The sequence below is a fragment of the Streptomyces sp. NPDC037013 genome, from assembly GCF_055607265.1.
The window spans coordinates 38,163-59,411 of sequence record NZ_JBVJRV010000001.1 but is presented as its reverse complement, the minus strand read 5'-3'; the positions used below and the strand labels follow the sequence as shown (position 1 = coordinate 59,411).

Below are 21,249 nucleotides of genomic sequence, written 5' to 3'. Positions count from 1 at the left end.
CCGTCTGGTTCAGGCCCCCTTCGCGTGCCGCCGATTCAGCCGCCCGCCGTGTACTTCTCCGCCGCCGCGGCCGTGCCCGGCCCGCGGACCACCCGCATGCCGCCCGTCGCCTTCTTGTCGGGCTTGAGGATCACGCTCGCCCTGGACGAGGGCGCCTTCGGGTCGGTGAAGTCCTGGGTGACGCCGAAGCCCGCGTCGAAGTCGTCGATGGTGAGGAGGGCCTTGTCCACGCCCTCACGGGTGAGGTCCTTGTCCGCGCAGGCCTTCTTCAGGGCCTCTCCGAAGACGGACGCCGCCGTCCAGCCCGCCACGACGCCGTTGTCGAGGGAGTCCTCGGGGTGCGCCTTCCGGTAGTCGGCGACGAGCTTCTTCGCCGCCGCCGTGTCGGCGCCTATGGGCAGCGTGGGCGAGGCCACGTAGTAGTTCTTCATGAGCGCCGGGCCCGCCTGGGTGGCGAGGAGCTGCGGGGCGAACGCCGAGTTGTTGCCGATGACCGGGACGTCGAAGCGGACCGCCGCGGCGACGCCCACCAGGGACGCGGCCTGCCGGGGGCCCGCACTGATCACGACGGCCTTGACACCGGCCTTCTTCAGGGCGGACACCTGGGCGGTCATGTCGTTGTCCGTCGGCTTGATCTTCTGCTCCACGACGGTGAGGCCCGACGCGGCCGCCATGTACGTGGAGCCCTTGAGGGCGTTCTCCCCGTAGTCGCCCTCGAAGTAGACGTGCCCCAGCTTGTCGCCCTTCCTGAGCCCCTTCTCCTTCATCAGGAAGTCGATCGCGTTGATCGTCTCCAGGTCGTACGTCGACCCGATGACGCGTACGTAGGGGCTGCCCAGCAGATTCGCCGACCAGGCCTGCGGCAGGACCAGGCCCTTGTTGCCGGCCACGCGCTGCTTGACGGCCGCGACGAACGGGGAGCCGATGAACTGGGCGAAGCCGAGGACGTCCGGCTCCAGCTCGGTGTAGGCGGCGACGGCCTTCTGCGGGTCGTAGCCGTGGTCGCGGACGGTGAGCTTCACCTTGCGGCCGCAGACGCCGCCGTCGGCATTGAGCCGGTCGACGTAGAGCTGCTGGGCCTGGGTGACGCTCTTGCCGAGGGTGGCGTAGACGCCGGTCATGTCGGTGAGCACGCCGAGCCCGATGGTCTTGCCCGTCACACCGGTACCGGTCTTCACCCCGCCCTTGTCCTCGCCCCCGCCGCCGCCGTCCTTCGCCTTCGAGCTGCACGCGCCGAGCGCGAGCAGCGCGGCGAGGGCCGTGGTGGCCGCCGTGGCCCTGGTCAGTCTCTTCATGCTTCCTCCCCTGGAGTGCCTGGACGTGGCCTGCTGCGCCGGTCGGCGATCCGCGCCAGGCCGCCGGGCAGGAAGAGCACCACCGCCACGACGGCGGCGCCGTACAGATACCGGGACGCCTCGCCCGGTGAGACCCCGCCGGTGCCGGGTGCCGAGACGAGGGGCAGTGCCTCGCTGTAGCGGCTCAGCAGCTGGGGCAGCAGGGAGACGAGGGCGGCGCCGGCCACCGCGCCCGCGACCGAGCCGAGACCGCCGATGACGATCATCGCGAGGTACTCCAGGGAGAGCGTCATGCCGAAGTAGTCGGGCACGGTCCGCTGGAAGACCAGGGCGAGCAGCACCCCGGCGAGGCCCGCGTACATCGACGACAGGACGAAGACGCCGGCGCGGTAGCGGGCCACCGGCACACCGATCACCCCGGCGGCGACGCGGTGGTCCCGGATCGCGTTCATGGCGCGCCCCGGGCGGCCGCGCAGCACGCCCCGCGCGAAGAGCCCGCACGCCACGAGGAGCACCAGGCCCACGTACCAGAGCTTCTCGGCGGAGCCGAACGGGACGGCGGCGACCACCGTCTCGCGCTCGTCGAAGGTGAGGCCGAAGAGGTCGAGGGGCGGTACGTCACGCCCGTTGGAGCCGCCCGTCAGGTCGTGCGCGTTGAACAGCACGTGCTGCCCGATGAAGATCAGCGCGAGGGTCGCGATGCCGAGGTAGGCGCCGTGCAGGCGGCCCGCGATGGGGCTGAAGAGCCCGCCCGCGAGCCCGGCGACGGTCACCGCGAGGACGGCGGCGAGCCAGGTCGGCAGGCCGAGCCCCGTCAGGCCGTCGCCGCCGTCACCGGCGAGGGCGCAGTACCCGTACGCCCCGACGGCGAGGAAGAAGGCGTGCCCCATGGAGAGCTGGCCGGTGGCGCCGGTGAGGAGGTTGATGCCGATCGCGCCGATGGCGGCGGCCATCGCGAAGAGGCCCGCCTGGAGCCAGAAGCGGTCGACGTAGAAGGGCAGGGCGAGCAGCAGGACCGCGCAGGCCGCCCACAGGTACGTACGGCCGCCGGTGACCAGGGCGTGGCCGCGGGAGCGCGGCGCGCCGGTGCGGGTGTCAGACACGGGCGAGCTCCTTCGTGCCGAAGAGCCCGGCGGGCCGGATCAGCAGGATCGCGGTCATGACGAGGTAGGGCGCGAGGTCGCCGAGGCCGCGCCCGAGGAAGGTCAGGTCGCTCTGGTAGCCGGTGGCGAGGGACTCGGTGACGCCCACCACGAGGCCGCCGACGAGGGCGCCGGTCGTGGAGTCGAGGCCGCCGAGGATCGCGGCGGGGAACGCCTTGAGCGCGGCCAGGGAGGTGGCGCGTTCCAGGCCGGGGGTGGGGAAGACGGTGAGGAACAGCGCGGCCACGGCGGCGAGGGCGCCCGCCACCGCCCAGGCGCCGAGCGAGACCCTGCCCAGGCGCACGCCCATCAGGGCGGCCGTCTCGGGGCTCTCGGCGGCGGCGCGCATGGCCACGCCCCACGAGGTGTGGCGGAAGGCGAGCAGGAAGGCGGTGATGAGCAGCGCGGCGGCGGCGAGCGCGGCGATGCGGGTGTGGGCCAGGGAGATCGGGCCGAGGGTCAGCACGCCGTCGCCCCAGGGGTCGCCGAGCGGCAGGACGTCCGTGCCGAGGCGGCGGGTGAGCTCGGTGGTGAGCAGGATGTCGACGCCGATGGTGACGATGGCGAGGACGCTGTGGTCGCTGCCCCGGTAGCGGCGCATCACCAGGAACTCGACGGCGGCCCCGACCAGGGCGGCGCCCGCGATGCCGACGAGCAGGGCCGGCCAGAAGCCGAGGTCGTCGTGGAGGGAGGCGGTGATGTAGCCGCCCGCGAGGAGCAGCGAGGCGTGCGCGAAGTTCACCACCTCGGTGGCGCGGAAGATGACGACGAAGCCGAGCGCGATGAGGGCGTAGACGGAGCCCAGGGAGACGCCGTTGAGGAGGAGTTCCGTGAAGGTGGTCATGGGCGGGGCTCCTCTTCGCCGGTACGGTCGCGCTCGCCGATGCGGTCGCCCTCTTCGGCCCGGTCGCTCTCGCCGAGGTAGGCGCGGATGACCGCCGGGTCGTTCTGTACGTCGGCGGGGGCGCCGTCGGCGATCCGGCGCCCGAAGTCGAGTACGGTCACCGCGTCCGCGAGCCGCATCACCACTCCCATGTCGTGTTCCACCAGGACGATCGAGATGCCGAGGCTGTCGCGGACGCCCGCGATGACGGCCGCGGTGCGGCGCCGCTCGTCGGCGGTCATGCCGGCGACGGGTTCGTCGAGGAGCAGCAGGCGCGGCTCCATGCACAGGGCGCGGGCGAGTTCGGCGAGCTTCTGCTGTCCGTACGGCAGGGAGCCCGCGGGTGCGTCGAGCCGGTGCTCCAGGCCGACGAACGCGGCGATCTCACGGACGCGTTCGCGGTGACGGCGCTCCTCGCGGGCGGCCGAGGGCAGCCGGAGCCCGGCGGCCACGAACCCGGCGCGGGTCAGCCGGTGGCGGCCGAGCAGCAGGCTCTCGGCGACGGTGGCGCGCGGCGGCAGGGCGAGGTTCTGGAAGATCCGGGCGACGCCGAGGCCGGCGATGCGGTGGGGACGCATGCCGGTGAGTTCGCGGTCGCCGAAGCGGACGCTGCCGCCCGAGGCACGGTAGACGCCGGACAGCACGTTGAAACAGGTCGACTTGCCCGCGCCGTTGGGGCCGATCACCGCGTGCACGGTGCCGGGGCGGACGGTGAAGCTGACGGCGTCGAGGGCGGTGAGCCCGGCGAAGCGGACGGTCAGGTCGCGCACCTCAAGCGGCGGCACGGGTCTCCCGGTGCTCATCGCGCGTCCTCCCACCGGGGCAGGACCGGCGGCGCGCCGAGCCCCTGGGACACGTCGGCGGCCGCGTCCTCGTCGACCACGCCCAGATAGCGCCTGCGCACCTCGTCGGAGGCGGCGAGCTCCTCCGCGGGGCCCGCCAGGGCGACCTCGCCGACGTCGAGTACGTAGGCCGTGGAGGCGAGCCGCAGCGCGAGGGCGGCGTTCTGCTCGACGAGGAGCACCGCGGTGCCCTGCGCGTTGATCTCCCGGATGGTGTCCGCGATGCGCGCGGCCATCAGCGGCGCGAGGCCCAGGGAGGGTTCGTCGAGGAGCAGCAGGCGCGGGGACGCCATGAGGGCCCTGCCCACCGCCAGCATCTGCTGTTCGCCGCCGGAGAGGAGTCCGGCGCGCTGCGCGCCGCGCTCGGCGAGGACGGGGAAGAGGTCGTGCACGCGCCGCAGGGCGTCCGCCTTGGCCGTGCGCGAGCCGGTGGAGCCGAGCGCCCCGGCCCGCAGGTTGTCGGTGACGGTCATCCGTGCGAAGACCCGCCTGCCCTCGGGGACCTGGGAGATCCCGGCGGCCACCACCCGGTCCGGCGCGAGGCCGTCGGTGCGGCGTCCGTCGAAGCGGATGTCGCCCGAGGTGAGCGTTCCGCCGTGGAAGGAGAGGGTGCGCGAGATCGCGCGCAGCAGGGTCGACTTGCCCGCGCCGTTGCCGCCGAGCACGGCGACGACGGCGCCGTCGGGCAGCCGCAGCGAGACCCGGCGCAGGGCCCGTACGGGTCCGTAGCCGACCGACACGTCGCGCACGACGAGCCCGCGGCCGCCCGGCCCCGGACCGTCACCGCCGACGTCCTCCCCATCGGACCCGCCCACCTGTCGCCCCTCTCGTCCCGCCGGCCGTCCGCCGTCGCGTGGCGCTCACCCCAGCACCGCGGGAGCGGCCCGTCCACGGGCGGCGGGCGAAACGCTGCGGGAGACCAGCGGCGACGCCCCGCCGTTGTGCACGCGCACAACACCGCGTGTCAGGGGCCTGCCGGAGCGGCCCGCCCCATGGCATCCTCCGCAGCGACGCCGTCCCGCGCACCGTCGGGACGGCGCCCGTGCGGCATCCTTGCGACATCCTCTCGACGTCCCCCACGACGTCCCGGAGCGCGGCGACGGAGGGAACCATGACCGGGCCCACGAACGGACGCAGGCCGCGGACCGGGCACGACTGGAAGCTCCTCAAGGAGGCGTGCACCGCGCTGCTGCCCCGCCTGCCCGAGCTGGTCGACGAGCATCTGCGCCAACTCGGCGAGCACTCACCGGTGTACGGGCGCGTCCTGCCGTACGACGTGCAGTGGCGGGAGGCCGAGGAGGCCATGCGGATCGGCATCGAGGCGATCTCGGCGCCGCGGGCGTCGCCGCGCCGCGACCTGGAGTACGCGGAGGAGGCCGGGCGGCGCCGCGCCCAACAGGGCCTGCCGCTCGACCTGGTGGTGCACTCGTACCGCAACGCGGGCTACCTGGTGTGGGATTGGCTCCTGGAGGGCACGGCGGGCAAGGAGCCGGAGAAGCTCGCGGTCCTGATGCGCTCGGCGACGATGGTGTGGTCGGCGGTGGACGCGCAGGCCGCGGTGGCCTCCGACGCGTACCGGGCGACGGAGCTGGAGCTGCGCCGGCGCACCGACGAGCAGTTGCAGGCGCTGCTCGACGCGCTGCTGGAGGGCCGGTCGGCGCCGGGGCTCGCGGCGCGGGCGGCGGCGGGGCTCGATCTGCCCGAGCACGGACCGTACGCGGTGGTGGTGCTGCGGGTGGAGCGGCGGGACGGGCGCGAGGCCTTCCACCGGCAGATCCAGCGGGCGGGGTTCCGTTTCATCTGGCGGATGCGGACGGACTGCGAGGTGGGCGTGGTCTCGCTCGGCCCGGCGGAGGACCGCGCGGAGGACGGGAAGGACGGCGGCAGAGACGGCGGGAAGGACGGTCCGAAGGGTGCCGCCGCGGGGGGCGGTCTCGACAAGCTGGCGCGGTTGCTGGAGGGCCGCTGCCCGGGGCCCGGCGGGATCAGCCCCGTGGTCGGCGGCCTCGCGGAGCTCGGCCGGGCCCGGCGCCTCGCCGAGCTGGCGCTGCGCACCTGCCCGCCGGACGCGACCGGCATCGTACGGCTCGACCGGCGGATGCCGACCGCCCTGGTGGTGAGCCAGCCGGAGCTGGCGGGGCGGCTGGTGAGCGAGGTGCTCGGCGAGGTCCTCGCGCTCGAACCTGCGGACCGGGCCGTGCTGTTGGAGACGCTGGACGCGTGGCTGGCCTGTGAGGGGTCGGCGGGCCGGGCGGCCGGGCGGCTCTACTGCCACCGCAACACGGTCTTCAACCGGCTTCGCCGTCTGGAGCAGCTCACCTCGCGCTCGCTGGCGCGGCCGCGGGACCTGGTGGAGGTGGCGCTCGCGGTGGAGGCGCACCGGCTCGCGCAGCGGGCCCGCCCGGCGTGAACCACGGGCGGGCCCGCGGTTCACACGCTGAGCAGGTCCTGGAACGCCGTCGTCGACTCCGCCGCCGATCTGCCGAAGGGCGCGTCGAAGTTCCAGACGAGGAAGAGCAGGAAGGCGATGAGGGCGCTGAAGGTGCCGGCCAGCAGCAGCTCTCGCGCGGAGCGTCTGATCTGCAGCGTGAAGATCAGGCCGACCGTGACGAACGCCCCCGTGACCAGGCCGAACCAGACCACTCCGGGGAGGGTCTCCTCCGCGTTGTCGGCCCGCGCCCTGCGCGCCTCGTCGGCGGCGGCCACCTGGTCCAGCAGCGGCTGGTACGTCTGTGCCTCCAGCTCGTTGGCGGGCGGGCGCGCGGCGATGTCCCGGCGCAAGGTGTCGAGGAGTTCGCCGCCTCGGTCGGTGAGGCGGTGCTCGTCGATCATGCGGGGCCACTCGACGCTGGTCACGTGCTCGCTGTAGCGGCGTACGTCCCGCTGGATGCGCTCCCGCTCGTCCGCCGGGTAGACCTGCACGCGCCTGCTGATCTCGTGCAGGGCCTGGGCCTCGTCGCGGGTGCCGTCCTCGGCCGCGCCGCGGGCCTCCCAGACGCCCGCGATGGCCAGGCCGAGGACGATCGCGTAGACGACGCCGACCATCATCACCATGTACTCGAGGACGTCGGGCGTCTGGCTGGGGTCGTCGTCCTCCGGCACCCGGCGATGTCTGATCACGGTGACGGTCAGCACCACCGCGCAGGCCAGCACCATGGCCAGGCCGAGTACGAACCATTCCGTCACGAGGGGCCTCCGGAGGGAGAGTTGGGGCGGGATCGGGCGCCGGCCGCGGAGCGCGAGCGCGGGCGCAGCAGGGCCGCGGCGAGGACCGCGGGGGTGGTGACGACCATCGAGGTGGTGACCATGGACCGCCCGCCCGTGCGCTCCCGTTCGGCGGGGGCGCGGTAGCCGGGCGCCCCGAAGGACGGCCGGGGCGGCGGGGCGGGCACGGGCCGCGCGTGACGCGGGCCGGGCTCGGGGCGTGCCGGGGGTTCCGGGCGTACGGAGGGTTCCGGGCGTACGGGGGTTTCCAGGCGTACGGGGATGATGAGTTCCCGGACGCGGGGCGCGGCCCGTGGCGTGGGCGGGGCCGTGCGGCCGGGGGGTGGCGCGGCGGCGGGCGGCCCGGGGTGGGGCGGGGTGGCCGGGGCTGCGGGCGGGGCGGGGCCGGGCGCGGGGGCCGGGTCGTCCGTGGCCGGCTGGTCGGGGCGGCAGATCTCCAGCCGTTCCGACAGGACCGCGCCGGCCGCCTCGACCTGTGCGTGGACGGACAGGGAGCCGACCGGGCACAGGGTCGCGACGATGCCGATGCCCCCGCCGAGCTGCACCCACCCGGTCAAGATCGAATCCTCTTCACGTAGGGAAGAAACGATCAGGTGCCGGGTTCGACACGGGCGCCCGGGAGTGGTCCCGGGCGCGGCGTCGCGGGGCGCGGGCGGGGTCCGCCGGAGGTCAGACGAGGAAGTCCCGGGCGATGCCCTCCGCCACCGTCTCCAGGATCGGGCCCGCCTCGGCGATGCACCGCGCCACGTCCGGCTCGACGTCGGTCAGGGCGTACGCGCGGCGGATGCCCGCCCTGCCGAGGACCTCCGGGGCGAGCGCGAGGCGGCCGCAGACCGCGACGACCTCGATGCCGGCGGCCCGTGCGGCGGCGGCCACCCCGGCGGGCGCCTTGCCGTGCAGGGTCTGCTCGTCGAGCGAGCCCTCGCCGGTGATGACGAGGGTGGCCCGCTCCAGGGCGGGCGCGAAGCCGAGGACGTCGAGCATGACGTCGATGCCGGGGCGGAAGCCCGCGCCGAGTCCGACCAGCGCGCCGTACCCGATGCCGCCCGCGGCGCCCGCGCCCGGCGACTGCGCGTACTCGGCGGCCTTGGGGCCGATGGACTTCTCCAGGACCGCGGCGAAGTGGGCGAGCGCGGCGTCCAGCGCGGCGACGTCGTCCGGGGATGCCCCCTTCTGCGGGCCGTACACCGCGGGGGCGCCCTTCGGCCCGGTCAGCGGGTTGTCGACGTCGCTGGCGAGGACGATCTCGACGTCCTTCAGGCGGGGGTCGAGGCCCGACAGGTCCGCGCTGGCCAGCTCCTTGAGCGGGCCGCCGCCGGGCGCGACGGGCTCGCCGTCCGCGTCGAGGAAGCGCGCGCCGAGCGCGGCCAGCATGCCCGCGCCGCCGTCGGTCGTGGCGCTGCCGCCGACGCCGAAGACGATGGTGCGGGCGCCCGCGTCGAGCGCCGCGCGCAGCAGCTCGCCGGAGCCGTACGTCGTGGAGGTGAGCGGCGCGAAGACGCCCTCGGGGAGGAGCTGGAGGCCCGAGGCCTCGGCCATCTCCACGACGGCGGTGCCGTCCTTCAGCGCGTACGCGGCCGTCACCTCGTCGCCGAGCGGGCCGGTGACCCGCACCTCGCGACGCTCGAAGCCGCCCGCGACGGCCGCGGCGACCGTGCCGTCGCCGCCGTCGGCGACCGGCAGTGCCTCGACCCGCACGCCGGGCGCGACGCGCTGGAGGCCCGCCGTCACGCGCTCGGCGACCTGCACGGCCGTGAGCGAACCCTTGAACTTGTCCGCGGCGATGAGCACGCGCTGCGCCCGCTCGTTCCGGGCCTGCGCCCGCCGTCCGTGTCCCGCCGTCCCTGCAGCGTCCGCCACCTTGGTTTCCCCTTGCTTCTTGGGCCTTGCTCGCGTCAAGGCAGTCGCGCCGCTGCGACCATAACCGCAGAGGGGGCCGGATGCCCATGGCCGGCCGGGGCGCGAGACGGCGCGTCCCGGCGAAAAATCCCCCCATATCGCTCCATAGTGGTGCGCCATGAGCACGGAAATGATCGATCAGCCCCTTCCCGGCGAGGGCCCGCCGGACCCGCCGGCCGACCGGGACCCGGCGGACGGCTCGCCCCCGGACGGCACACCCGACTTCGTGGTCGTCGGCATCGGCGTGGCGGCCGTCCTCGCCGTGGTGGCCTGGGCCGCGATCGGCAAGAAGTCCTTCGAGCACGCCTCCGGCACCGCGCTCGGCTGGGTCCTGGCCAACTTCGCCTGGCTCTTCGTGATCGCCGCCGACTTCTTCCTCGTCCTGTGCGTGGTCCTCGCGCTCAGCCGCTTCGGCGGCATCCGGCTCGGCAAGGACGACGCGCGGCCGGAGTTCACCAACCTGGCGTGGATCGCGATGATGTTCAGCGCGGGCATGGGCATCGGCCTGATGTTCTACGGCGTCGGGGAACCCCTCACCCACTATCTGAACCCTCCCCCGTCGACGGGCGGCGAGCCCCGCACCGGCGGCGCGGCCCGCACCGCCCTGGAGTACTCCTTCTTCCACTGGACGCTGACGCCCTGGGCGATCTACGGCATCGCGGGGCTCGCCCTCGCCTACGCGGGCTTCCGCAAGGGCCGCGGCAACCGGCTCAGCGCCGTCTTCGTGCCGCTCATCGGGGCCCGGCGGGCGGCGGGCCCGGCCGGGCGGCTCATCGACCTGCTCGCCGTCTTCGCGACCGTCTTCGGCACGGCGACCAGCCTCGGCGTCGGCACCCTCCAGGTCGCCACGGGACTCAACCTCACGACGGGCGTGGCGGACACGACCACCCTCGAACTGATCATCATCGTGGCGCTCGGCGCCGCCTTCGTGGTGTCGGCCTTCTCCGGGGTGCACAAGGGCGTCAAGTGGCTCAGCACCCTCAACATCGTGCTTGCCGCCTGCCTGATGCTCTTCGTCTTCGTCCTCGGGCCGACCGTCTACGTCCTCGACGCGATCCCGTCCAGTGTCGGCGGCTACCTCCACCAGCTGCTGCCGATGGCTTCGCGCACGGGCGCGTTCACCGACGGCTCCTGGCTCGGCACCTGGACGATCTTCTACTGGGCGTGGTGGCTGTCCTGGGCCCCGTTCGTCGGCACGTTCATCGCCCGCATCTCGCACGGGCGCACCATCCGGGAGTTCCTGATCGGCGTGCTCCTGGTACCGAGCGGCGCCACCATCGTGTGGTTCTGCGTGATGGGCGGCACCGGCATCCGGCTGGATGCGACCGGCAAGGTGGACATGGCGGCGAAGGTGGAGGAGGGCGCGGAGGCCTCGCTCTTCGCGATGCTCGACGCGCTGCCGCTCTCCACGGTCACCTCGTGGGTCGCGATGATCCTCGTCATGACGTACTTCGTCACCAGCGCCGACTCCGCCTCCCTGGTGATGGGCTCGCTGAGCAGCCGCGGCTCGCTGCACCCGCCGACCTGGCTGGTCGTCACCTGGGGCGTGCTGATGGCCGCGGTGGCGGCGGTGCTCCTGGTCGCGGGCGGGCTCAACTCCCTGCAGAGCGCGACGATCCTGGTGGCGCTGCCGTTCGTCGTGGTGATGCTGACGCTGTGCTGGGCGCTCCTGAAGGAGTTGCGCGAGGACCCCGGGGCGGGGCCCGCTCGCGGCCAGGCGCTGCACGGGCTGCGGGACGCGGTCCGCACGATGGTCGGCGACGCCATGACCGAGCAGAGCCCGGGACGCCACCACCGGCTGCGACGGATCGTCAGGTCCCGCAGCAGGGAGGAGGAGTGAGCGGTCCTGCCTCCAGCTGGGGCGGGGCCGGTGTTCCCCGGGGGCGGGCCGCGCGGGGTCGGCTCCGGGCGGGCAGGCTCCGGCCGTGCGGGGTTCGGTGAACTCTCCGCGCGTAACCCCACGTTGGCCGCACAATGACCTCATGCCTGAGTACCTGGAACTCGACCTGGCCGGGGCCGCGCTGCGCGTCGAGCTCGCCGACGTGGGGCAGGCCCCGGAACGGGACGGTCTGCCGCCGGAGTTCGGCGTGCCTGACCCCGTCTCCACCGGCCGCGGGCGGGTCGCCGCCTTCGCCGCCGACGCCCTGCGGGCGACGCTGAGCCCGCTCGGGCCCCTCCTCGACGAGGTGCACGCCTCCGTCTCGCGGGCCCAGCGGCCGCCCGAGGAGTTCACGGTCGAGTTCGGCATCGAGGTGGGCAAGGACCTCAAGCTGGGCATCGTCGGGCTGAAGGGGGCGGCCACCATGACGGTGTCGGCGACCTGGCGGCGTACGGAGGAGGCCGGGGACCAGGGCGTCGGCGTGGCGGCCGGGGACGGAGGCGACGGGACGCCCGGCGGCGCCACCAGGGCGTAGCGGTGGGCTGGTTCAAGGGGCAGCAGAAACCCCCCTCGGTGGTCGCGGTCCTCGGCCGGCACGGCGACGAGGCCGTCGGCGCCGCCGCGCTGCTCTCTTCCGGGCGGGCCCTGACCTGTGCCCACGTCGTCAACGAAGCGCTGGGGAGGCCCCTGTTGAGCGGTGTGCGGCCCGACGGCGAGGTGCTCCAGGTCGCCTTCGCGCGGCGCACGGTGCGGATCAAGGCGCAGATCGAGGTGTGGGTGCCGCCCCGGCGCTCCACCGCGGTCTGGCAGGGCGACCTCTGCGTCCTGAGCCTCGCCGAACCCGCCCCGGCGGGCGCCGACCCGGTCGTCTGGACGGAGATGACGGAGGGCCAGTCGCTGCGGGCCTGGCACGGCTGCGGTGAGCCGATCACCTTCGCGGACACGGTCCTCAAACTGCTCGACGGACAACTGGGCTATCTCGACGCGCCGTTGGCGGGCGCTCCGATCGGCCCCGGGTTCAGCGGCGGACCGCTGTGGACCGACACAGGGGACAGCGCCGCCGGGCTCGTCGTCGGCCGGCTCGGGCAGCCGGACGCCCCCGTGGACCCCAACAGGACCCTGCGGCGCACCTGGGCCCTGCCCTGGCAGGCGGTGCGCGAGCAGCTCCACGCGGCCGGGGCGGGCGCCGTCGTGGACGACTGCCGCACGGCGCGGGCCGTCGCGCAGGACGACCCGCTGGGCGCCGAACTCTCCGACGTACTGCGCGCGTTGCTGCCCGACCGGGCGGCCCGCGCCGAGCACGCGCGGCGGCTCGCCGCCGAACTGGGCCTCGCCGCACCGGCGGACGGCTCCGCACCCGGCATCGAGGAGCTGACCACCCTCCTGCTGACCCGGCACCGCGCCCTGCCCACGCTCAGCGAGTCCCTGCTCACCGCCGGCCCCTACGGCGCACGCCCCGACCGGCTGACGGACCTGCTCAGCACCGGCCGGGCGGTCGAGGCCGCGAGCCTGCTCTCCCGCGCCGAGCACACCTTTCTCCACAAGCAGCTAGGCCGTGTCGTCCTGGCCGACCCGACACTGCCCGGCCGCGCGGCCCAGGAGGCTCTGCGCTACACCCCGCTGCCCCCGGCGCTGTGCACCGCCCGGCTGCCGGCACAGGAGCTGGAGCGGGTCATCGTGGAGCTGGAGGAGTACCAGGACGGCGGGAGCGTACCGGCGGGGACACCGCGGGTGCCCGCGCTGGTGCACCTGGTCGAGTTCATCGCCGCGGCCTGCGGCGGCGACCTCGGCGAAGGGCTGAGCCGCTGGAGCGAGCGGGTCTGCGCCCGGCTCGGCGTGCACCCCGCGGCACGCGACCAGCGAAGGGCCGACGCCGTGCACTGGGCGGGCGCGCGGACTCCCCCGGTCACCCGGCTCCTGGCCCGCCTCTCCAGGAGCGAACCGGAGGGTGAGGGCGCCGAGCGCTACCGTTGCCGGCTCTGGCAGCAGCACGCGGACGGCTCGGTGCGCCGCCTGGAGACCGTCCCCGGCGACGCGCCCCTCACCCCCGAGCAGGTCGGCGCGGTGATCCGGGAGGGCGCCGAACGCTCCGGTGACGGGCTGCCTGCGGTGGACATCGAGGTCGACCGCGCGGGGCTCCATCTGCCGGTCGACGAGTGGGACGCGGGCAGCCCCAACGAATTCGTGCCGAGTCTCCCGCTCGGCGCCTCCTTCCCGCTCACGCTGCGCTGCCCGGAGATGAGCCGCCGGGTGCCGCGGCGCGACACGGAACACCGCAGGCGCTGGGGCGACGGGCACGTCAGGCCCCTCGTCATCGACCCGAGCTGCGCGGACGGCAGACAGGTCGCCGCGCTGCTCGGCTCCACCCACCGGGACGCCAACCACGTCGTCCTGCACGGCCCGCCCGCGCTCCGCGCCCAGCTCCTCGACCTCTGCCTGGCCCTCGGCATCCCGGTGGTGCTCTGGGACCGGGCGGCGGAGGGGCACGACCACGCCCACCGCCTCGACCCCCTGGCGCCCGCCGGGCGATTGCAGGACCTGCCCTTCCGGGTGCACCGTTTCCGGGCGTCGGCGCTGCCGGATCCGGCCGGTTTCCCGGTGCGCCCCTCCCTCGTGTGGGAGGACCTCGCCTGGCAGGACCGGGTGGGCGCCGAGCACGAGCCGAGGCTGGCGGACCCCGATGCGCCGCATCCGCTTTCCGACGAAGGAGCACGCAGTTCATGACGGCACCCCAGCAAGGCGACTGGCGGCTGTTCCGCGGCGACGGCGACGCCCGGCGCGTCGACTTCCCCGAGGCCCCGCCGTGGCGCCGCTTCACCCCGGACCGGGGCACGCCCCGGCCGCGCCCGTACCTGATCGGCCCCGACGAGTCGGAGGTGGTCAACGCCGCGCTGCTGCTGCGCCGCCCGCTCCTGGTCACCGGCCACCCCGGCACCGGCAAGTCCTCCCTGGCGCACGCCATCGCGCACGAACTGACCCTGGGCCCCGTGCTGACCTGGCCGGTCAACAGCCGCTCGACGCTGCGCGACGCCCTGTACGGCTACGACGCGATCGGCCGGCTGCGGGAGTCCAATCTGCGCCGCCGGACGGAGTCCGACGCAGCTGACATCGACGGCCCCGACATCGGTTCGTACGTCCGTCTCGGTCCGCTCGGCACCGCGCTGGTCCCGGGCGAACGCCCGCGCGTGCTGCTCGTCGACGAACTCGACAAGGGCGACGTCGACCTGCCGAACGATCTCCTGACGGTCTTCGAGGACGGTGAGTTCGAGATCCCGGAGCTGGCCAGGCTCCCCGACGAGCAGGCGAGGGTCGACGTGCTGACCGCGGATCCGCGGGTGCGGACGCCGGTGACGCGGGGCAGGGTGCGCTGTTCGGAGTTTCCGGTCGTGGTCATCACCAGCAACGGCGAGCGCGAGTTCCCGCCGGCGTTCCTGCGCCGCTGTGTACGCCTCGATCTCGCGGAGCCGGACGAGCAGCGGCTGCGTGACATCGTCGAGGCACACCTCGGCGACGCGGCACTCGACGGCGTCGACGACCTGCTGCGCGCCTTCCTGGGCCGCCGGGCGCCCGGCGAACTCGCCACGGACCAGCTCCTGAACGCCGTGTTCCTGCGCAAGGGCGGCCTCGATCTGCCGCCGGGCGCCCTGCTCGACGCGGTGCTGCACCGGCTCGGCGGGGCGGTGTAGCGGTGCCGGACGAACCCTCCGGGCACGACCCGGTCGCCCGCCTGCTCAGGAGGGCCGCGGCGCACGCCGGGGCCGAGCAACTGCTGCGGGCGGTCGGGGCGTTGGCCGGGGCCGGGGCGGAGCTGACCCAGGAGGAGCTGCTCGACGCGCTCTGGCTGGCGGGGCGGCTGCCCGAGGGCGCGTCGACATCCCTGGCGCGGGCCTCCGCGACGATCGCGTCCGCCCGGCAGGCGCCCGGCGACGGATGGGAGCCACTGGCCGCCGAGCCCCGGGTGGCGGATCCCGACGGAACCGCCCTCTCCGGCCCGACCCGGCAGGACGGGGACGGTGCCGTCCCCGACCCGGTTCCGGGGCAGGCCACCGCGGACCGCCCGGCGCCGGACGCCGACACCGAGGACCCCCTCGTGCTGCGCTCGACACGGACCGTCCGTATCCGCCGGCCCTCCGGCAACACCGCCCTGTTCGGCGGCACCGCCCCCGAGCGGGCCCCGCGCCACCGCACCGTCCCCGTCCGGCCCGTCCGCGCCCCGGGCACCCGCGCCCTCGCCTCCTGCCAGCTGCAACTGGGCCGGGCGCTGCGGCCGTTGAAGCAGACCGTGGCGGACCGCCGCCGGTGGGAGCTCGACGAGGGGGCCACCGCCGAGTCGACGGCCCACAGCGGCTTCGGCGACGCCGTGCTGCGCCCCGCGCGCGCCCGCTGGCTCGACCTGACGCTGCTCGTGGACGACGGGGCCTCCATGCTCCTGTGGCAGCGGCTCGCCACGGAGACGCGGCTGCTCCTGGAGCGCAGCGGCGCCTTCCGTGACGTACGCGTGCACGGCCTGGACACCCGGACCCCCGGTGCCCCGCTGCTCGGCCGCCGCCCCTTCACGCCCGGCACCGCCGTGCTGCCGCCCGCCACCGTGACCGACCCGGGCGGCAACACGCTGATCCTCGTCCTCAGCGACGGCGTCGGCACGGCCTGGCGGGACGGCCGGATGACCGAACTCCTCGCCCAGTGGGGGCGGTTCGGCCCGACGGCGGTGCTGCACGCGCTGCCCCGGCACCTGTGGGACGGCTCCGGGATCCGCGCCGAGCGCTGGCGGGTCACCACCAGGCGGCGCGGCGCGCCCAACCTCAGCTGGGACGTGGAGGATCCGGTGCTACCGCCGGGGCTCACCGCCTTCGACGGCGTACCGGTCCCGGTGCTCGCCCCGGAGCCGGCCGCGGTCGGCGCCTGGGCGGGGCTGGTCGCCTCACCCGGGGCGAGCGCGGTACTGCCGCTCCTGGCCGCCCCCTTCGGTCCGGGTCCCGAGCCGGAGCCCGAACCCGACGCCGGGCGGCGGGTGTTGCGGTTCCGGACGAGTGCCTCCCCGGAGGCGTACCGGCTCGCCGCCCACCTCGCCGCCGTCGCCCCGGTCTCCGTGCCCGTGATGCGCCTCGTCCAGGACGCGCTCGGCCCGGACGTGACGACCGGGCATCTGGCGGAGGTGTTCCTGAGCGGCCTGCTGCGGCGCTGTGACGACTCCGCCGCTCTCGCGCCGCAGCACCGCGGTTACGACGTCACGGACGAGGCCCGCGACATCCTCCTGGGTACGGCCCCGGCCCGCGAACTCCTGCGCACCAGTAGGGCGGTGACCCGGCGCCTCGGTGAACTGGCGGGCCGCTCCGCCGACTTCCCCGCGTGGCTCGCCCACCCCGAGGGGACCGGGCGGGCCGACGGCGGGGCCCGGCCGTTCGGCCGGGCGGACGAACGGCTCCTGCGGAGGCTCGGCGTGGGCGTGCCCCGGCCGGCGCCCGCGCCGCCCGCCGGACCGGCCGCGCCCGCCGAACCCGCCGTGCCGTCGTACGTGGCCGCGCCGGGCTCCCCGTGGCTGGCCCTGACGCCCGTCAACCCCCGGTGGGCGGGCCCCTGGCGGCTCTTCGCCCGGCACACCCGCGCGAGGTCGACCAGCGGGATGTTCCTCGGCCGGCACGAGGACGGCAGGGTCGCGGCGATCCGGCTCACCCGCCCCGGTTCCGCGCGCCGCGCCGCCCTCCCCCGGCAGGCGGCGGCGCTGGCCCTGCTGGAGGGCGTACAGGCACCCCGGCTGCTCGCCGTGGACCCCGCCGAGGAGCCGTCCTGGCTGGCCACCGAGGTCCGCATGCGGGACGGGCGGCCCGCGCCGCACCTCGAAGAGCGGATGCCGGACGGCCAACGGTATGACGACCCGAGGGAGTTCGCCCTGCTCGGCCACAGGCTGGCCCACGTCGTCGCCGGCGCCCACATGCGGGGGATCCTCCACGGCGACCTCAGGGCGAGAAGGGTACTGCTCACCCCCGATGACGTGTGCGTCACGGGGTGGTGCGTGCGGGACCACGCGGACGGCACCTTCCACGACGTCTCCAAGCTCGGCCACGCCCTCCTGGAGGTCGCGGGTGACGGCCTCCCCGACTCCCTGACCGCGATCCTGCGGCGCTGCTCCACGCCGCTGCTCGGCGAGCGGCCCACCGCCGCCGAGATCGCCGCGCACTACGAGGCATTCCTCCGGTCCACCGACCTGCCGGCCGTGCCGTCCGACGGGACCAGAGGCGCTCTGACCGTGTGCCTCGGCCGCGACGAGCGCGGGGACGACGTCCTGCTGGACTTCCGCGCCATGGGCCCGCACGGCGTCCTGCACGGCACGGAGGCCGAGTGGTCGGCGGTGCTCGACCAGATCGTGCGCGGCCTCGCCGAGCGGTACTCGCCTGCCGAGGTGCAGTTCCACCTGCTCGGCTCGACCGCGCGGTACCTGCGCGCGACGACGGGCACCGCACTGCCGCACATCGTGACGGCCGCGACGCAGACCCTGGAGCACGGACTCGACGCCGAGCGCGACCGCCGCCGGGCGCTGCTCGCCGACGCGCGCGGGAGGGGCGCGCCGCGCCCGGCCCTGACCAGCCTGGTCGTGGTGCTCACCTCGGACGCCCTGCCGGGCGACGTGAGCTGGCTCGAAGACCTCGACATCCACCTCCTGCTGCTGCACGACTCCCGGGAGAGCCCGCTCGACCTCGACTTCGGCATCGACTTCCCCGACGGGCACCCCGTGCTCCACCATGCGGGCGTGCCCCGCAGTGGCATCCCCTTCTGGCTGCCGCTGCCCCGCCGCGTCCCTCACGAGGCCGTGCTCGCCGACGAGTTCCACGCGGCCGTCGACCACGGCCGCCAGGGCAACCACCGCGCGGCGCTGGCCTGGCTCGAGCGGATCGCCACCCGTCAGCTCGAACATCTCGGTCCCGGCCACCCCCATCTGCTCGCCACCCGCTGCGAGATCGGCACTCTGCAGCTCGCGCTGGAACGTCTCGATGCGGCCCTGGAGACCTTCACCGCCTGCGCCACGGCCCGTGACACGGTGCTCGGCAGGGAGCACCCGGACACCCTGACCACCCACCAGCTGCGCGCCTACGTGCTCTTCCGCACGGGGTGCTACGACGAGGCGTACACGATCTGCCGGACGGTGCTGCGCGTATGGGAGAAGGTCCGGGGCCACCACCACCCCGACACCCTGCTGTGCCGCCACAACCTGGCCGCCGCCCTCACCGCCCTGCACCGCTACGAGGAGGCCGTCTTCGAGGCCCGCGCCACCCGCATGGGCCGGACCCTCACCCTCGGCGCCGACCACCCGGACACCCTCGCGAGCGGCCACGAACTGGCCCTGGCGCTCAGCGGCGCCGGGCAGCGGACGGAGGCGCTCGACGTGGCGCAGACCGTCCATGCGGCGCGCGCGCGCGTGCTGGGCGGCGATCACCCGGACACCCTCGCGACCCGGGACCTCCTGACGGCCCCCTGGCCCACCGGGAACTGACCTGAGCGGCGGGCCTAGGCTTTCCCCCGTGACCATTCAGGACTACGCCACGTACATCGCGGGCCTCCCCCGCGTCCTCGTCGGGGCCGCCGCCCTCTTCCGCGACGCGGAGGGCCGGGTGCTGCTCGTCGAGCCCAACTACCGCGAGGGGTGGGCGCTGCCGGGCGGGACCGTCGAGTCGGACGACGGAGAGACACCCCGGCAGGGGGCGCGGAGGGAGACGGCGGAGGAGATCGGGCTCGATGTCGCGCTCGGGCCGCTGCTCGCGGTGGACTGGGTGCCGGCGGGCCCCTCACGGGCGCGCCCGCCGCTGGTGGCCTACCTGTACGACGGCGGGGTGCTCGGCACGGACCAGTTGAAGTCGATCAGGCTGCAGGAGGAGGAGCTGATCTCCTGGCGGCTGGTCGCTCCCGAAGAGCTCGCGGAGCACCTGCCCGGCTCGCTGGGCCGCCGGGTCGCCGTCGCGCTCGACGTGCTGGCGCGGGGCGGCGGTCCGGCGGAGCTGGAGGACGGGTACCGGGTCGGCGTCTAGAACAGGACGTCGGCCCCGGCGCGCGCCGCCCCGCCCTCGAAGGCCAGCAGCCGCTGCTTGCGGTCGAGCCCGCCGCCGTAACCGGTCAGGCTGCCGTTGGCGCCGATGACGCGGTGGCAGGGCACGATGACGCCGATCGGGTTCTTGCCGTTGGCGAGGCCGACCGCGCGGGAGGCGGCCGGCTTCCCGAGGAGTTCGGCGAGTTCGCCGTACGTACGGGTCTCGCCGTAAGGGATCTCCTGGAGCGCGCGCCAGACCGTGCGCTGGAAGGGGGTGCCGTCGAGCCGCAGCGGCACGTCGAACTCGGTCAGCTCACCGGCGAAGTAGGCCTCCAGCTGGGCGGTGGCCGCGCCGAAGGGTGCCGGGTCGCGGTCGCCGAAGGTCTCCTCGGGCGGACGGTGGCGCTGGCCGGTCATGTAGAGGCCGCTGAGGACGCCGTCGGTGGCGACGAGGGTGAGCGGCCCGTAGGGGCTGTCGATGTGGGTGTGCAGGCGGTCCATGGGTGATGTCTGTCCCTAGGTGTACTTGGGTTACTTGGTGTCCCTCACGCGGGGATGGAGTTGATGGGGTGGGCGTCGGTGGCCCACAGGTACTGGACGGCGTACGCGCGCCAGGGCCGCCAGGCCGCGGCGCGCGCGGTGAGCGCCGCGGGGGTGTGGGGCAGGCCGAGCCCCTGTGCGGCGCGCCGGATGCCGAGGTCGGTGGGGAGGAACGCGTCGGGGTCGCCGAGCGCCCGCATCGCGATGACCTCGACCGTCCAGGGCCCGAAACCGGGGAGTGCGGTGAGCCGGGCGCGGGCCTCGTCCCAGTCGTTCGCCACGCCGAGGCCGAGACGTCCTTCGGCGAGTTCGCGCACGAGCGTCGTGAGGGTGGCGCGGCGGCTGCGGGGCAGGGCGAGCGCGTCGGGGTCGAGTGCGGCGAGCGCGTCGGGGCCGGGGAAGAGGTGGGTGAGGCCGCCCTCGGGGTCCTCGACCGGGGTGCCGTGCGCGGTGACGAGGCGGGCGGCGTGGGTGCGGGCGGCGGCCGTGGAGACCTGCTGGCCGAGGACGGCGCGCACGGCGAACTCGGCCTCGTCGACGGTGCGCGGCACACGCCGTCCCGGCGCCTTGTCGACGAGCGGCGCGAGCAGCGGATCGCACCTCAGCTGATCGTCGACGGCGGCCGGGTCGGCGTCCAGGTCGAGCAGGCGGCGGCAGCGGCTGATGGCGATGGTCAGGTCGCGCAGGTCGGTGAGGGAGAGCCGGCAGCCGATGTGGTCGGGGTGCGGGGTGAGGGCGACGGTCCCGTGCCCGTAGGGGAGGCTGAGGGTCCTGCGGTACGCGCCGTCCCGCCACTCCTCGACGCCGGGCACCGCGGTGGCGATGAGGTGCCCGAAGAGGTTGTCGGGGTTGAGCGGGGCGCGGAACGGCAGCCGCAGCGACAGGACGCCACCCGCGGCGCCGGGCGGCACGGTGCCGGGCCGCTTCGGCGCGCGGGCGCGGAGTTCGCCGGGGGCCAGCGCGAAGACCTCGCGCACGGTGTCGTTGAAGGTGCGGATCGAGGAGAATCCGGCGGCGAAGGCGATCTCGGCCATGGGCAGCGCGCTGGTCTCGATGAGCAGCCGCGCGGTCTGCGCGCGCTGGGCGCGGGCGAGGGCGAGCGGGCCCGCGCCGAGTTCGGCGAGAAGCTGCCGCTCGACCTGGCGGGTGCTGTAGCCGAGGCGGTTCGCGAGGCCGGGGACGCCTTCGCGGTCGACCACGCCGTCGCCAATGAGGCGCATGGCGCGGGCCACGAGGTCGGCGCGCTGGTTCCATTCGGGGGAGCCGGGGCTGCTGTCGGGCCGGCACCGCTTGCAGGCGCGGAAGCCGGCCTGCTGGCAGGCGGCGGCGCTGGGGTAGAACGTCATGTTCTCGGCCTTGGGCGGCACGACCGGACAGCTGGGGCGGCAGTAGATCCGGGTGGTGACGACCGCCGTGAAGAACCAGCCGTCGAAGCGGGCGTCCTTCGACTGAACAGCGCGTACGCAGCGCTCCGTGTCGGTGTGCATGCCTTCAAGGATCGCGGGTCGCGCCCCGGGTGGCTGG

Annotated in this window: 17 protein-coding genes; 7 read left to right on the top strand and 10 right to left on the bottom strand. The window is 74.9% G+C overall.

Going from position 1 to position 21,249, the window contains the following annotated elements; translation table 11 throughout:
- Nucleotides 1-35: 35 nt before the first annotated feature.
- From ACZ7DY_RS00260 to ACZ7DY_RS00240, 5 genes are read right to left on the bottom strand one after another with little or no spacing between them, the layout of a single operon-like run.
- Nucleotides 36-1,295 carry an ABC transporter substrate-binding protein gene (locus ACZ7DY_RS00260; protein WP_471127971.1) on the bottom strand — a complete coding sequence of 420 codons (1,260 nt, stop codon included), beginning with the start codon at nt 1,293-1,295 and terminating at the stop codon, nt 36-38.
- Complete coding sequence (locus ACZ7DY_RS00255; protein WP_471127969.1) at nt 1,292-2,398, bottom strand: branched-chain amino acid ABC transporter permease; 1,107 nt, start codon at nt 2,396-2,398, stop codon at nt 1,292-1,294. Before ACZ7DY_RS00255 ends, ACZ7DY_RS00260 begins: the two co-directional genes overlap by 4 nt.
- On the bottom strand, nt 2,391-3,281 hold the full coding sequence (locus ACZ7DY_RS00250; RefSeq protein WP_471127966.1) for a branched-chain amino acid ABC transporter permease: 891 nt from the start codon (nt 3,279-3,281) through the stop codon (nt 2,391-2,393). Before ACZ7DY_RS00250 ends, ACZ7DY_RS00255 begins: the two co-directional genes overlap by 8 nt.
- Nucleotides 3,278-4,123 carry an ABC transporter ATP-binding protein gene (locus tag ACZ7DY_RS00245; RefSeq protein WP_471127963.1) on the bottom strand — a complete coding sequence of 282 codons (846 nt, stop codon included), beginning with the start codon at nt 4,121-4,123 and terminating at the stop codon, nt 3,278-3,280. The genes ACZ7DY_RS00250 and ACZ7DY_RS00245 overlap by 4 nt, the downstream gene beginning before the upstream one ends.
- Entirely contained in the window at nt 4,120-4,911 is a 792-nt protein-coding gene (locus ACZ7DY_RS00240; RefSeq protein ID WP_471130128.1) for an ABC transporter ATP-binding protein, read from the bottom strand. Before ACZ7DY_RS00240 ends, ACZ7DY_RS00245 begins: the two co-directional genes overlap by 4 nt.
- A 362-nt stretch (nt 4,912-5,273) precedes the next feature.
- On the opposite strand from ACZ7DY_RS00240, the gene ACZ7DY_RS00235 reads away from it, so the two are divergent.
- On the top strand, nt 5,274-6,572 hold the full coding sequence (locus tag ACZ7DY_RS00235; RefSeq protein ID WP_471127961.1) for a PucR family transcriptional regulator: 1,299 nt from the start codon (nt 5,274-5,276) through the stop codon (nt 6,570-6,572).
- 20 nt (nt 6,573-6,592) lie between these two features.
- Here the strand turns inward: ACZ7DY_RS00235 and ACZ7DY_RS00230 are convergent, their stop codons facing one another.
- The 3 genes from ACZ7DY_RS00230 to ACZ7DY_RS00220 all read right to left on the bottom strand — a co-directional run bounded on the left by ACZ7DY_RS00230 (nt 6,593) and on the right by ACZ7DY_RS00220 (nt 9,247).
- Nucleotides 6,593-7,348, bottom strand: a complete 756-nt coding sequence (locus ACZ7DY_RS00230; RefSeq protein WP_471127959.1) for a bestrophin-like domain — start codon at nt 7,346-7,348, stop codon at nt 6,593-6,595.
- Nucleotides 7,345-7,944, bottom strand: a complete 600-nt coding sequence (locus ACZ7DY_RS00225; RefSeq protein ID WP_471127957.1) for a hypothetical protein — start codon at nt 7,942-7,944, stop codon at nt 7,345-7,347. Before ACZ7DY_RS00225 ends, ACZ7DY_RS00230 begins: the two co-directional genes overlap by 4 nt.
- Nucleotides 7,945-8,056: 112 nt before the next feature.
- Nucleotides 8,057-9,247, bottom strand: coding sequence for a glycerate kinase (locus ACZ7DY_RS00220; protein WP_471127954.1), 1,191 nt, complete (start codon nt 9,245-9,247; stop codon nt 8,057-8,059).
- A 157-nt stretch (nt 9,248-9,404) separates the two neighbouring features.
- Here ACZ7DY_RS00220 and ACZ7DY_RS00215 point away from each other — a divergent pair, with 157 nt between their 5' ends.
- The 6 genes from ACZ7DY_RS00215 (at nt 9,405) to ACZ7DY_RS00190 (ending at nt 19,186) form a co-directional block, all read left to right on the top strand.
- A complete protein-coding gene (locus ACZ7DY_RS00215; protein WP_471127952.1) occupies nt 9,405-11,126 on the top strand; it encodes a BCCT family transporter in 1,722 nt (573 codons plus the stop codon).
- A 142-nt stretch (nt 11,127-11,268) separates the two neighbouring features.
- On the top strand, nt 11,269-11,700 hold the full coding sequence (locus ACZ7DY_RS00210) for a CU044_2847 family protein (protein ID WP_471127949.1): 432 nt from the start codon (nt 11,269-11,271) through the stop codon (nt 11,698-11,700).
- Between the two features lie 2 nt (nt 11,701-11,702).
- Nucleotides 11,703-13,889, top strand: coding sequence for a VMAP-C domain-containing protein (locus tag ACZ7DY_RS00205; protein WP_471127947.1), 2,187 nt, complete (start codon nt 11,703-11,705; stop codon nt 13,887-13,889).
- Nucleotides 13,886-14,851: an AAA family ATPase gene (locus ACZ7DY_RS00200; RefSeq protein WP_471127944.1), complete on the top strand. Its 966-nt coding sequence runs from the start codon at nt 13,886-13,888 to the stop codon at nt 14,849-14,851. The genes ACZ7DY_RS00205 and ACZ7DY_RS00200 overlap by 4 nt, the downstream gene beginning before the upstream one ends.
- 2 nt (nt 14,852-14,853) lie before the next feature.
- Entirely contained in the window at nt 14,854-18,654 is a 3,801-nt protein-coding gene (locus ACZ7DY_RS00195) for an SAV_2336 N-terminal domain-related protein (RefSeq protein ID WP_471127941.1), read from the top strand.
- 28 nt (nt 18,655-18,682) lie between these two features.
- Nucleotides 18,683-19,186 carry an NUDIX domain-containing protein gene (locus ACZ7DY_RS00190; protein ID WP_471127940.1) on the top strand — a complete coding sequence of 168 codons (504 nt, stop codon included), beginning with the start codon at nt 18,683-18,685 and terminating at the stop codon, nt 19,184-19,186.
- On the opposite strand, the gene ACZ7DY_RS00185 is transcribed toward ACZ7DY_RS00190, so the two are convergent.
- Nucleotides 19,183-19,686 (bottom strand): methylated-DNA--[protein]-cysteine S-methyltransferase, encoded by a 504-nt coding sequence (locus ACZ7DY_RS00185; protein WP_471127937.1) that lies wholly within the window; start codon nt 19,684-19,686, stop codon nt 19,183-19,185. The genes ACZ7DY_RS00190 and ACZ7DY_RS00185 overlap by 4 nt on opposite strands.
- Before the next feature lie 44 nt (nt 19,687-19,730).
- Nucleotides 19,731-21,212, bottom strand: a complete 1,482-nt coding sequence (locus tag ACZ7DY_RS00180) for an AlkA N-terminal domain-containing protein (protein ID WP_471127934.1) — start codon at nt 21,210-21,212, stop codon at nt 19,731-19,733.
- Nucleotides 21,213-21,249 lie beyond the last annotated feature (37 nt).